The organism is Paenibacillus sp. J5C2022 (assembly GCF_025567625.1).
Lineage (GTDB): Bacteria > Bacillota > Bacilli > Paenibacillales > Paenibacillaceae > Pristimantibacillus.
The window spans coordinates 107,376-120,241 of sequence record NZ_JAOQJC010000006.1; the positions used below are offsets into that span (position 1 = coordinate 107,376).

Below are 12,866 nucleotides of genomic sequence, written 5' to 3' on the forward strand. Positions count from 1 at the left end.
TGTACAAGATTGCGTGGAGGTCAGCTTCTCCGTCTACACCTATGAAAACACTCCAAAGCCCTATGAAGATCAAACGCACTATGCATCTTCATCCATGAAGTACGATACAGCCGGCAGCTACGAATTAACGATTGATATGCCGCCTTGCGGCAAAACGCAGCTGGACCTGTATGCCGGTCCCGTGCAAGAAACTCTAAATCCGGAATATGGCCATGACCACTTGACCTTAAGAAATTTCGTACTATATTCAGTAGATGATTGCACGACGCCGACACCGACGACCACTCCATCAGAGTCGCCTTCACCGTCGCCGACGCCTACAGAGTCTACTCCGCCGACGCCTACAGAGTCTACGCCACCGACGCCTACGGAGTCTACGCCGCCGACACCTACGGAGTCTACACCGCCGACGCCTACAGAGTCTACTCCGCCGACGCCTACGGAGTCTACGCCGCCGACACCTACGGAGTCTACACCGCCGACACCTACGGAGTCTACGCCGCCGACACCTACGGAGTCTACGCCGCCGACACCTACGGAGTCTACGCCGCCGACACCTACGGAGTCTACGCCGCCGACACCTACGGAGTCTACACCGCCGACGCCTACAGAGTCTACGCCACCGACACCTACGGAGTCTACACCGCCGACACCTACGGCGACTACACCACCGACATCTACGGCGACTACACCACCGACATCTACGGCGACTACTCCACCGACATCTACGGCGACTACACCACCGACATCTACGGCGACTACACCACCGACATCTACGGCGACTACTCCACCGACGCCTTCTGAGACGCCTCCGCCGTCTTCGACACCTGAAGTCGTCATCATCGAGGATGAAGATGTGCCTGCCGACGGAGGGCCGGGAGATGAAGAGCCTACGGAAGAGGTAGAGGAAGAAACCGTGCCGCTGGATAATCTGCCCAAGACCGGCGAATCCAGCCCGATTCCATATTACTTGCTGGGAACCTTCTTCACTGTATCCGGGCTGATGGCTCTGAAGCGCCGCAACCGCAGCAATCCTTAAGTATAAGAAGCCCGTGGAGCTAAGCTCCACGGGCTTCTTATTGCACTTCAAGCACGATGATCAGATGGTCACCCAGCCGAATTTGATGGAATTAATGACAGCTTGTGTACGGTCATCCACTTCCATCTTCTGCAGAATGCTGCTGACATGATTTTTGACTGTCTTCTCACTAATGAACAGATACTCGCCAATCAGCTTATTGCTCTTGCCCTCCGCCATCAGGCGAAGTACTTCCGCTTCCCTGCGGGTAAGCGGACTCTCTTCTGCCGATACATACTTCGCTCCCGTCTCTCTGGCCGCGGCAGCGCCCGACGCGACGCCCATCTCATCCAGATAAGTCATCCGGCGCAGCTGATTGATCAGCTTGCCCGTTACTTTCGGATGAATGTACGAATGGCCCTGATGAACGGAACGGATCGCATTGATCAGCGATTCCGCTTCCATATCTTTAAGCAGGTAACCTGTCGCCCCCTTGCGAAGCGACTCGAACACATAGCTCTCGTCATCATGTATGGATAAGATAATAACCTTGACGTTCGGGAACATTTCCTTCAAGCGCTCGGTCGTTACGACACCCGTCTCAATTGGCATGTTAATATCCATCAGAACGATTTCCGGCTCCGTATGATTGCAGAATTCCAGCACTTGGATGCCATCGCCGCATTCACCGATAACCTCCAGATCGTTCTCCATATTTAAAATTCGCTTCAAGCCTTCCCGGAATAATTGATGGTCATCCGCCAGCAAAATTTTGATCTTGCCGGAGCCATTAGACGATGTCTGATTCATTAGTTTCAGTCTCCTTTCTTCCTTCTGATGTCATAGGAATGTCGATCACAATTTTGGTGCCTTGACCAGGTTTCGAGTCAATATCCATCCTTCCTTCAATGAGTTCTACACGTTCCCTCATACCGACCAGACCGAAGTGGCCGTTGCGGTTAGTCAACTGTTCGACATTGCCGACGACGAATCCGGTGCCGTTATCCAGTATGGAGAGTGTGATGTTATCCTTCTTATAGCTGATCTCCAACACGACATACGATGCGTTCGCATGCTTCAGCACATTGGAGAACGCTTCCTGCACGAGGCGGAATATGGCCGCCTCCATAGCTGAAGGCAAGCGCAGCTCCTTGCCCGACAGCTCGAAGACGGTATGCACTCTCGACTTCTCCTCGAAGTCTTGCGTGAATTTGCGCAGCGTCGGCACCAGGCCCAGATCATCCAGCGCCATGGGGCGCAGATTGAAGATGATTTTGCGGATTTCCTCCAGTCCCGAACGGACTTGTCCCTTCAGATCGACCAGCTCCTCCTGAACAAGCTCGAAATCCTGCTTCATCAGCATCCGCTCTGCAATCTCCGTACGCAATACAATATTGGCGAGCGATTGTGCAGGGCCGTCATGAATCTCCCGCGCAATGCGCTTGCGCTCTTCCTCTTGCGCAAGTATAATCTTCAGCCCCAGCAATTGACGGGTCTTCGCTGATTCCAAAATGCGAGTAACCTGGTTCAGATCGCCCGACAAGTACTCCAGTACAACATTCATTTGAGAGCTGATGACCTCGGCCCGCTCAATCGATCGCTCGACATTGCGGACACGCTTCTGCAAGTCGTCCCTGCGCGCTTTCAAATAATTTTCTTTCTCGCGATAGACCATCAGATCCAGTTGGATGCCCGTGGCCTTCTCATAAGCTGATTTGATGTCCTCCTCCTTGAAGCGAACGAAGTCGCGGCTGACCTCCGTCAATCGGATACGGGCCAGCCGGTACTCCCGCTCAAGCTGGTCCACCTTCCCAATCGTGCGGACCGTCTCTTCAATGACTCCTTCGAGCTCTTGCTCCAGCGTCTCCAGCTCGGCTCGCGCCGTCTCGCATATTTCGAATATTTGATACTTGCTGTTCTCCATCACCTTAATGGCGTTGGCAATGACACTATTGATATCCACGGTAAGGTGATCCACTATGCTTATGGCACCCTCTCTTTGACAAAAGATATACTCTTTTATCATACCACACTTTAACGCTTTTACTGAATAATTATCATACGCTTCTCATCATCGTAATCGACGTCGAAGCCCAGCTTCTCCGAGAACAGCCTTACCGGAATTAACGTTCTGCCGTTGCGGGTGAACGGTGCTACCTCGGAAGGATAGCTCACCCCGTCCAGCATATAGCCCTTCTTGCCGATATTCATCTCCAGCATCTGATTGCCGCGCAGCACGGTCACTCTTCGCGTCTCGTGCTCATACAGCACCTCTGCGCCCATCGCTTCGGTGACGAAGCGCACCGGCACATACGAGGAACCGTTCAGCAGAATCGGACCCGCTTCCAGCTTGATCGCCTTGCCGTCGACCAGCGCCTTCGTCTGCCCCACCGTCATCGTAATTTGAGACCTCGGCGGCTCCGTCACGGATGCGGAAGTGCGCAGCTCGATGTTGTCGATGGCCACGGCTCCCGCTGGCTTGCGCTTGTCGCTGTCCTGATCGATCGTGACGACGTAGACCCGCTTCAGCTTGGCAGGATAGGCAATCTTTTGAGAGCCCAGATCGATATGCATTCGCTTCCAGCCATCCCAGTTCAGCTCTTTGGCGACATCCACCAGATGAACGGCGCCGTCCGCTCCGATAATTTCCGCGCGCAGCCAGTTCTTGCTGTTGTCGCTGTACACATCCATGCTCATCGTGCTTGGCGAGCCGGAGAGCGTTCGTCCATCACTGCCGAATACGGCATAAGACGCTTTCGTGCCCGTCCCTTCCGTGAAGTCGTAAGCAATCTGCAGCGCTCTGCCCTTCTTCTGACCCGGCAAGTCGCTGACGAGCTTCACGCCGCCTTTCGTCGTCTCCTTCGGCGTCACTTGCGATGTAATGGCGTAGCGGGACACCTCGAAGTCCTCGACGACAGTCACCTGTTCTCCTTTGACAAAAGGCACCATCGCGCTGGCTCCGTCATAGCGGGCAATCGCATAGCCTACTTTCGCATCCTTTTCCACACTGTCCACCGTCACAACTCCATTGCTGTATGAGCCTTCGAAGCCGACAAATTCCCACTCCAGCGAATCGCCGGACAGTTTGTACGCTTTGCCGTTATTCAGCTTCACCGTTATAGGAACGCTAAGCGTGGAGCCCGGAGTCAGCATGCCTGCCGACGCATTCACCTTGATCGACGCAATATCCTCCTTGCCGATGACTTGAATGTCATACTGCGACTTCACGTCGCCCGACTTCACCGTAATGGCAGCCTTTCCGGTCGCCGTCGCCGTGAACGTTCCGTCCTCCATGCTGCCCGCCTTGCCGGACACTCCCCACTCCAGTGTAGACTTGTCCACCTGATATGGGTTGTAGTACGTATCATAGCCGTTCACTGAATAAGTGGCGCTCTGTCCCTTGAACATCACATTGGAGCCGCCTACGATCAAGCCCTTCAGCGCGCCTGCAGGCGCGGACGTGAATACGCCGATGCCGTTGGCAACGTAGCGCTGCGAGCCTTGCTGCGTGGAGTGCGCCAGCTTGATGCCGCTCTGGCCCAGCGGACGCTCCGTCATCGTCGTAGATCCGCCGCCGTCCAGATTAAGCCCTTTATAGACGCCGAGCTGGACCATCACCTGCTGCAGCTCCTTCAGACTGAGACCCGTATTGCCATCCGCTCTCTCGCTCGTAATCAGATAGACCTTCTTGCCGTCCTTGGAGTAACCGACCGCAGAACGCGATGTATAAGCCGTACCGCTGACCCCCGCGATATCTCTTGTGAAGATGGAAGGCGCCCCCTTGTCCACCAGCAGCGTATGCCCGCCCATAAGCATGTCCAGGGAAGCCGGATCGACTACTTTCCCCGTCGACTGCGATTTCAGAGTGTACTCCGCCTGAAGCGGCTGACCAATACCGAGATTCTCCCGGACGAACTTGGCCGCCTCGCCATTTGCCCGCAATATAAATCCATTCTCCGGAATGGGATCGGCGATAGGCGCTTCATATGTAATCTGCTCAATCACACCGTCGATGACCAGCACCTCGGTAGGCTTCGTTGCAGAGTTAGCAGGACGTTCCGCCCCCCCCCATGCATTCGTGTAAATGAACATTTTATTGACATGGCTGTATGTCTCGCCCTCCTTCTCGGAGAAGTAAGAAGACTGATTCAGCCCTTCCAGCGGAAAGACGCCGCCATTCTGTGCCGTTACGCTTCCTGTGAAAGCAAACGCGTCGACAATCGGCTCGCGCTCCTTCGTCACGGCAAAGGCATACATGCCTTTGAGAGATGACGGACTGGAGATGAGCGTGCCGGAAGTAACTTGTGCGCCTAGCGGCGCTCCTTCATTGGTCATGACGAACACGTCGCCGTTAATGCCGCCGACCGCGCCATTGTCCTTCGTCATATTCATCAAGTGATTTTTCTGTCCTGTACTGTTGTTGACACCGCTCATCGCATTCAATGATATATGCGGATTCGATAAATCCACTTCAATGACATGCACGGCCGTCTTCACCGACTGGCCCTTCCGCGTCGTATGCCACATATAATCCAGTCTCTTCGCGCCAGACGTCAGCATGGACTCGCTTTGCAGCTTCAATACCGGAGCGGATGACGCGTGTACAGATTCCATTATGGATTGCTGCAGGCGATCCGGCATGAGCTCCGCTATCGGCCCTGCGAGCATACTGCCGCTAATGACGACGACGATCACCTTTCTTCCAATTGCTCTGCCAACCTTGTGATGACGCTTCTTCTTGCTGCTTGCTTCCATCCGCATGATTCCAACAACTCTCCCATCTCTATGTATCTACCTCATTAGACTACGAGAATGGGAGAAAAGTTACGTTCATAAAAGACTACTATCGTCATCCAATTTCTGAAAGAAAAATATTATGTAGGCTGATGGCCCTATACGAAGAAGCGCCCGCTTTAAAAGCGAGCGCTATGAACGTCCACCCTATTGGGTTAGAAATCCCGCCTTCTCCAGCAGCCTCATAATCATGACTGCTCCCTCCGCGCGGGAGGCATTCGTCGTCGGGCTCAATCTCGTCTCGGACTTGCCGTTGATAATGCCAAGGTGGATCGCATGCGCCACATCCTCCTTCGCGTAATCGCTCAGCTCCCCCTTGTCCCGATAGACATTCAGATAGGAATCCGCCGACTGCGGCAGTTGCTCCTGAAGACCCGCTACTTTCGCCGCACGCATCATCATGACCGCCATGTCCTGACGCTTGATATAACTGTTAGGCTTGAACGTATCGCCCGACGTGCCGTTCACGATGCCGGCTGCAGCCGCAGCGCCGATGTAGGCGCCCATCGCGGTATCCTTGTTGACGTCCTTGAACTTGGCCGCGGCTTCCCGGTTGCCGCCCAGTCCCAAGCCCTTCGCAATGTAGGTCGCGAATTCGCCGCGCGTGATGGATTTGTCAGGCGCATACTTCGTGACGCTATGCCCCTCGACGATAAATTTGCTTGCCATCATCTCCACCTCGCGAGCTGCCCAATGCTTGCTCAGATCAGTGAAGCTCTTGTCATGGCGGACAAGCGCATAGGCGCCGCTGCCTTGCCGCTTGAAGCTTGCAATTGTCCTGCCGTTCTCCTTCTTGACCGAAGTCGGAACATAGGACAATGTGCTGGTTACCGGGTCCAGCCAGACCGCTGCCAGCTGGCTGGCGTCTACGCTATAGCTTGTTTGCAGCGTGTGGGCCAGGTAGCCTTCGAATTCCGTTACTTGTTGCTTGGAGGTTCCGTTCACGATCATGACCTCGTAATGAACAGGTCCGTTCACGATCGAGGCCTTGCTGGACGAGATGGCTGTCTTGAGTGAAGTCGCAGCCGTTGTCGTACCTTTATCAATCGAGATGACCAGCTGCGTATTGACATTGTTCCCGGCTGCCATCTTGGACAGCTCATACAGATCGACTGCACTTAGCGGAAGCTCGTAGGTCATATCCCCGTGCTGAACGACGAAGATGACATCTCCTTGCTTGCTTGCCATATCCAATGCCGCGATCGAGACGCCTGCCATGGCCGCTTTCTCATAGTCCGGCACCTTGAACACGATGCGCGGAACAGTTATGCCCGCTTCCCTCGCTTTGGCTACCGCCATGACGAATTTGTCGTTCTTGATCGCATACCGCTTCGTCGATTGCCCCGACGGCGACAGATCCGTCGTTGACGTTGCCGCCGACGTCTTGATGCCGACTCCCCCGCCATCCGCCGCCTCGAAATCGCCGGTCAAGGAGTCCAGCAGCGAGGTCTGATTGGCGACATTCATATTCGTGAAGCCGTTGACAAGCCCGCCGCCGATCGTCTTCAGACCTGTATTGCTGCTAATATAGGATACCTGAGCGGCATCTCCCGCATTCGCGGCGGAAGCCAAGGTAAGAATAACGGTATTGCCGGTTACCTGCACGTTGCTGACCAGGCGAATCGTACTCTTCACATTGACAACGAACTGGCTCGTTGTCGGAATGGAAGACTGATTCAATACCTGATTGAACGTGAGCGTCAGAATGTTCCCTTTCAGTATGGCACCTTGCAGCGTGCCTGTCTGCCCCGTTCCCGTGCCGCTGTTCGCGACAATATTCGCGAAGGAGGCGGCAGGATTGCCATTGTAATCCTTCAGCGCATAGCTGGAGCCAATATAAGACACCTTCGTGACGGCTCCCGAATCGATCGCCTCATTAACGGTCAAGACGACCGTATCCCCCGAGACGCTTGCGCTCAATACGCTGCGAAGCTGTCCATCGACCGTTACGCTGTATTGATAGCTTCCTGGTGCTGTGGTCGAGTTTAACGGCTCGTTATATTTGATCAATATCGCATTGCCGCTTGCGGTTATGAACTGCACGTACGGCGCATAATAATCGCCGCCGTTATTGTTGCCGTTGTTGCCCTCGCGTACATTATAATTGCTGAAGCCATTCACACGATTGCCGGAAGTGCCGGTAAGCGGATAGCTCGACGGCGAGTAGGTCACATGCACGCTCTTGTCGCTCGGTATGTTGTTGGACAACGTCAATTGGATGACAGATCCGCTATGCCACATCGATAGAATTGAATAGTTGCTTCCACCTACATTGACGGAAAATTGCGTATGCGCGTACTCGCTGACAGCCATTAACGACTCGCTGAAGTTCAGCCGGACCGTGTTGCCGGATACAGAGCCGCTGGAGACGACCGGATTCGTGCTCGTATAACCGTTGGATACATCCATATTGGAGATGGATGCCGCCTCGTTGCCGGATATATCCTGTACTAGCCCCGTTGACGGCTTGGAATAGGATAAGATGACCTTCTGATTGTTGCTTACAGAGCTAGCCAGCGTCAACAGGACCATATTCCCTTCAATTTTGACGCTGGTCACATTTCTTGGCGCCCCTGCGACCGTCACATAATAGCTGGCCGGAGTCGGCTTCAGCTTAGTATTCAGCGGCTCATTATAGATAAGCCGGATAACGGAGCCGCTGACCTCAGATTTCGCGACGGTCGGCGCCGTCTTGTCCCCACCAATCGTCTTGAAGGTCCACTGGTATTGATTCTGAATGCCGATGAAGCTGTTGCCTACCAGGTCGGTAATAGCGTTCTCTTCAATGTAAATATAGTAATCCTTGTCCTGCTGCAGATCCTGGCTCGGCTGAATGAACATTCGCTTCGTATTGCCGGAATCTACCCAGAAGTTAGCCTCTACGGAAGGGACCGATGCCGATGAGGTTATCGGGTGGAAATAGATTTTCTCTGTTCCCGGAATTACAGGCGTATTGAAGGTTGCCGCGAAGCGCGCGCGTACCGCCACAGCCGTAGCATTGTTGGCCGGACTTAACGCATCCAGCTGCGGTCTGTCCGTATCCTTGGATACGGTGAAGGTCCAGCCGGACGTGCTGGAGATGCCGCTGTAGAAGTTGCCTGCGCCGTCCCGAATCGCGCGGTTGCCGATCGTCACATAGTACCTTGTATTGTTGATGAACGACTTGGCAGCTTCTCCTCCAATCGCCGAGGTGGCATCGATGACCAGTTCCTTCGTCCCCCCGCCCTTCACCCGCTCTGAAGTCATCGGAATGCTGCGGAACAATGCACCGCCTATGGATTGGCGAATTTCTATGTTGCCTGTGTGCGGATAGACAGGCTCGTTGAACGTAAGCTCAAGCTTCGACTGCGCACTGTTCGCAGAGCTGCCGCTGCCTGGCTTGTATTTTGTCACATAAGGCGCCGAGTTGTCGTTGCCATATCCTGTACTGAAGTTCCAGACCGTTGCCGCAGGTATGCCATAGAACCATTCGCTGGCGTTAGGGTCCGGCTTGGAGAAGGCACCTGGCTCAATAAGCACATAATAGGCCGTATTGGCCGCGAACGGATAGCTGGGATCGATCGTTGCCGAGCTGCCGTTAACCGTTATTCTTGAAGAGGTTGCCTGGAGACGCTCGAACAGCCCATTATCGCTTACTTTGCGTATTTCAATATATTTGCCGTTATTGGCTTGTACGTTCTGATCGAATTGGATGGTCAAGTTCGTATCGATCGGTACGAGAGCCGCGTCGTCTGCAGGATTAAGGGGCGAAGAACTCGCCATGTTCACAGGCGCTGGCGCTGTCGTGAAGCTCCATGAGGAGCCTGGATAGCCGTTGCCCGACGCGTCCTGGAAGTTATCGCTTGCTATCGTTATCGTATATGTCGTATTCGGAAGCAGTGCACTGTCAGGACGGACAATAATCTGTGAAGAACCGCTGCCTGTTACGCCGCTCGACGTGACGGGAATATATCTGGTGTCGTCGGTTGAACTGATTCGGATGGAGCCTTCCGCTACATAGACAGCCTCATCGAAAGACAGCGACAGCGTCGTTGTAATCGGCACATTGCTGCCCTCCGGCAGTCGTGTCACATGGGATGGACGTTGATTGTCCTCTTGAGCGACCGTACGGAAATTCCATGTCGTTGCATTCTGAATGCCTGCATATGCGGCGCTGTTGGATACATTCAAGAATGCGCCTGCATCAATCAGCACATAATAATCCGTATTCAGCTCGAACTTGCCGCTCGTTCCATTCAGATAAGGGTTGATCGTTACCTCGCGCTGATCCGAGGAATTGATCCACACCTGACTAGAAGTAACGCTGATGCTTTCAACCAATTTATTAGTTCCGGATTTGTAGATGGCGATATTGGCCGTATAAGGCCCCTTCTTTACCTTCTCGTCGAACGTTATTTTCAGATCCGAATTAAGCGGTACGCTTGTCAGGTTATCCGCCGGCGAATAACCTGACGCTACAGGCCCTCCAGTTGCCGCCGATACGCCTGTCGGTTCCGACCATCCATACAGGCCTAACTGAAGTACCATAATTAAAGCAATGAAGATTGACAGCTTTCGGATACGATACATCTCTTTTCACTCCTCAAAAATTACACTCGTACCTTCTTTTTCGGTCTTGGAGCTTCAAAAATTTAGGTTCTTGCCGATTTTGCTTCGCTAGCCCTACAATGGCAGCATAAAAACGCCGTTACTCCCATCATGGAAAATGACGGAAGAAACGGCGTTTATGTTGCGTTTCATCGATATATTTGGTTTGGCTTACAGTCCGGCGTCAGCCTTCAGCTTATCCGCTTTGTCGACGCGCTCCCACGGCAGGTCGACATCGGTACGGCCGAAGTGACCATACGCCGCAGTCTGGGAGTAGATCGGACGGCGAAGATCAAGCATTTTGATAATGCCTGCGGGACGAAGGTCGAAATTGCTCTTAATGATCTCGACGAGCGTCTCTTCGGCAACTTTGCCCGTGCCGTACGTATCCACGTTAATGGATACAGGCTGAGCAACGCCGATCGCGTATGCAAGCTGAATCTCGCACTTGTCCGCAAGACCCGCTGCCACGATGTTCTTCGCTACGTAGCGCGCTGCGTATGCAGCGGAACGGTCAACCTTAGTCGGATCTTTGCCGGAGAATGCGCCGCCGCCATGACGCGCGTAGCCGCCATACGTGTCGACGATGATTTTGCGTCCAGTCAGACCAGCGTCGCCTTGCGGTCCGCCGATTACGAAGCGTCCAGTCGGATTGATGAAGTATTTCGTTTCATTGTCCAGCCATTCCTGCGGAACGACAGGGAGAATGACTTGCTCCATAATGTCCTTCTGAATCTGCTCAAGCGTTACTTCTTCTGCGTGCTGAGTAGATACGACAATGGTGTCGACACGGACCGGCTTGCCATCCACATATTCAATCGTCACTTGCGTCTTGCCATCCGGGCGCAAGTAATCCAATGTATCGTCCTTCCGGACTTCCGACAAGCGACGTGCGATACGATGAGACAGTGCGATAGGCAGCGGCATCAGCTCAGGCGTTTCGTTCGTTGCGAAGCCGAACATCAGGCCTTGGTCGCCGGCGCCGATATCTTCATTCTCTAGCTTGATATCCTTGCCATCGCGCGACTCAAGCGCTGCGTTAACGCCTTGCGCAATATCCGCAGACTGCTCGTTCAACGAGGTTAGTACAGCGCAAGTACTGGAATCGAAGCCATACTTCGCGCGCGTATAACCGATTTCTTTGATTTTGCGGCGAGCAATTGCAGATATATCAATAAAATCCGCTTTACTGCTGATCTCACCAATAACAAGTACGAGCCCTGTCGCTACAGATACTTCACACGCAACGCGCGCATTAGGATCTGCCTCCAGAAATGCATCCAGAACCGCATCGGAGATCTGGTCGCAGATCTTATCCGGATGGCCTTCTGTAACTGACTCAGATGTGAATAAGTGGCGTCCTTTAACCGACATCCGTATCAACCTCCAATAACCTGTATAATTACCCTACAACAAACAGAAACGGCTTACACCGTCCTATGGCGGCACAAGCACGTTTCACATTGTAATATATGGCCGATATTAGTACAAATCACATGATACCGAAAATGTCGCTTAGTGTCAATGGATGCCGCTTATTCCAATTACAGCGTAAACCCCGCGCCCAATGCTTGCTCGGCCTGCGCAATGAGCCGCTTCGTGATCTCTCCTCCGACCGATCCTGCCTGTCGGGTAGAGATAGCCGACCAGTTGACACTGCCTGAAGCGCCGCCTGATGATGCAGTCCCCAGTTCGCCGCCGAACTCCGTATCCGCACCGCCTCCGGCAAAGCTGCTGTTCATGAGGCCCAGCTCCGCAGCGATTTCATATTTCATTTGATCAAGGGCCGCCTTGCAGCCCGGAACAACCTTCTGATTGGAACGACTCATCCTTAAGCACCTCCATGAAGATAAGATTACATCTCTAATGTGTCTCCATATCGGCGCTTTCAAGCGTATAATCTATTGTCATTCCGGGCAAATTATGTCACAGGCTTACTTTAATGTATAAGGCCCCTTCACCAGTACGGTCAAAGGCTCCTTATAGCCTTCAGCGGCTTGAATGCCTCTGCCTTCGCGCGGGAACCAGATCAAATGATTTTTCGGTACGGGAGAACCGCTCTTGATGTCTTTGCCCTCTGTCACGTCGGAAATGCCGTTCGTATCAGAGCTGTATGCGACAGCGTCGCCTACGCGAACAACAACTTCAGTACCGGCATCCGCCATCAGGATCTGTCCGACGGGTACTTTAACGACTTCCAGCTTTACGCTGGCGGTAGTACCATCATTTGTGCTCGTGTTGTTGCTACTATTAGAATTGCCGCCGTTAGACGAGCTGCCCTTTAGCTTCGCGATCTGCTCGTCGACATAACTCTTTGTCACGACAGGGTCTTCGGCGGAGCCTGGAACTAGCGAGATGCCATCGCCTTCTACAATTGAAGGCCATAAAGTCCCGATCCAAATACCTGCACCTAGAACAGCAGTAGCTGATGCGATTTTAACCAGTTTCCCTTTCACCGCTATCTCGT

At 53.4% G+C, this 12,866-nt stretch carries 9 protein-coding genes; 2 read left to right on the forward strand and 7 right to left on the reverse strand.

The features are described from left to right. The first annotated feature begins 258 nt into the window (after positions 1 to 258). Positions 259 to 804, forward strand: a complete 546-nt coding sequence (locus M6D81_RS06890) for a hypothetical protein (protein WP_262676104.1) — start codon at positions 259 to 261, stop codon at positions 802 to 804. A gap of 52 nt (positions 805 to 856) precedes the next feature. Next, positions 857 to 1,039, forward strand: coding sequence for an LPXTG cell wall anchor domain-containing protein (locus M6D81_RS06895; RefSeq protein WP_262676105.1), 183 nt, complete (start codon positions 857 to 859; stop codon positions 1,037 to 1,039). Between the two features lie 60 nt (positions 1,040 to 1,099). On the opposite strand, the gene M6D81_RS06900 is transcribed toward M6D81_RS06895, so the two are convergent. The 7 genes from M6D81_RS06900 to M6D81_RS06930 all read right to left on the reverse strand — a co-directional run bounded on the left by M6D81_RS06900 (position 1,100) and on the right by M6D81_RS06930 (position 12,855). Further along, entirely contained in the window at positions 1,100 to 1,828 is a 729-nt protein-coding gene (locus M6D81_RS06900; protein ID WP_262676106.1) for a response regulator, read from the reverse strand. After that, complete coding sequence (locus tag M6D81_RS06905) at positions 1,809 to 2,996, reverse strand: sensor histidine kinase (protein WP_262676107.1); 1,188 nt, start codon at positions 2,994 to 2,996, stop codon at positions 1,809 to 1,811. Before M6D81_RS06905 ends, M6D81_RS06900 begins: the two co-directional genes overlap by 20 nt. A 65-nt stretch (positions 2,997 to 3,061) precedes the next feature. Then, the gene (locus tag M6D81_RS06910) at positions 3,062 to 5,779 is read right to left on the reverse strand and encodes a stalk domain-containing protein (RefSeq protein ID WP_262676108.1); all 2,718 of its coding nucleotides are present in this window, start codon (positions 5,777 to 5,779) and stop codon (positions 3,062 to 3,064) included. 180 nt (positions 5,780 to 5,959) lie between these two features. Then, the gene (locus tag M6D81_RS06915; RefSeq protein WP_262676109.1) at positions 5,960 to 10,381 is read right to left on the reverse strand and encodes an Ig-like domain-containing protein; all 4,422 of its coding nucleotides are present in this window, start codon (positions 10,379 to 10,381) and stop codon (positions 5,960 to 5,962) included. Between the two features lie 189 nt (positions 10,382 to 10,570). After that, positions 10,571 to 11,773, reverse strand: coding sequence for a methionine adenosyltransferase (metK, locus tag M6D81_RS06920; protein ID WP_262676110.1), 1,203 nt, complete (start codon positions 11,771 to 11,773; stop codon positions 10,571 to 10,573). 170 nt (positions 11,774 to 11,943) lie between these two features. Beyond that, complete coding sequence (locus tag M6D81_RS06925; protein WP_262676111.1) at positions 11,944 to 12,228, reverse strand: alpha/beta-type small acid-soluble spore protein; 285 nt, start codon at positions 12,226 to 12,228, stop codon at positions 11,944 to 11,946. A 105-nt stretch (positions 12,229 to 12,333) separates the two neighbouring features. Further along, on the reverse strand, positions 12,334 to 12,855 hold the full coding sequence (locus tag M6D81_RS06930) for a hypothetical protein (RefSeq protein WP_262676112.1): 522 nt from the start codon (positions 12,853 to 12,855) through the stop codon (positions 12,334 to 12,336). Positions 12,856 to 12,866 lie beyond the last annotated feature (11 nt).

What these genes read in the sequence shown, in the direction of transcription:
- metK (WP_262676110.1), bottom strand. Translation starts at nt 11,773, where the DNA reads ATGTCGGTTAAAGGACGCCACTTATTCACATCTGAGTCAGTTACAGAA.
- M6D81_RS06910 (WP_262676108.1), bottom strand. Translation starts at nt 5,779, where the DNA reads ATGCGGATGGAAGCAAGCAGCAAGAAGAAGCGTCATCACAAGGTTGGC.
- M6D81_RS06915 (WP_262676109.1), bottom strand. Translation starts at nt 10,381, where the DNA reads ATGTATCGTATCCGAAAGCTGTCAATCTTCATTGCTTTAATTATGGTA.
- M6D81_RS06925 (WP_262676111.1), bottom strand. Translation starts at nt 12,228, where the DNA reads ATGAGTCGTTCCAATCAGAAGGTTGTTCCGGGCTGCAAGGCGGCCCTT.
- M6D81_RS06900 (WP_262676106.1), bottom strand. Translation starts at nt 1,828, where the DNA reads ATGAATCAGACATCGTCTAATGGCTCCGGCAAGATCAAAATTTTGCTG.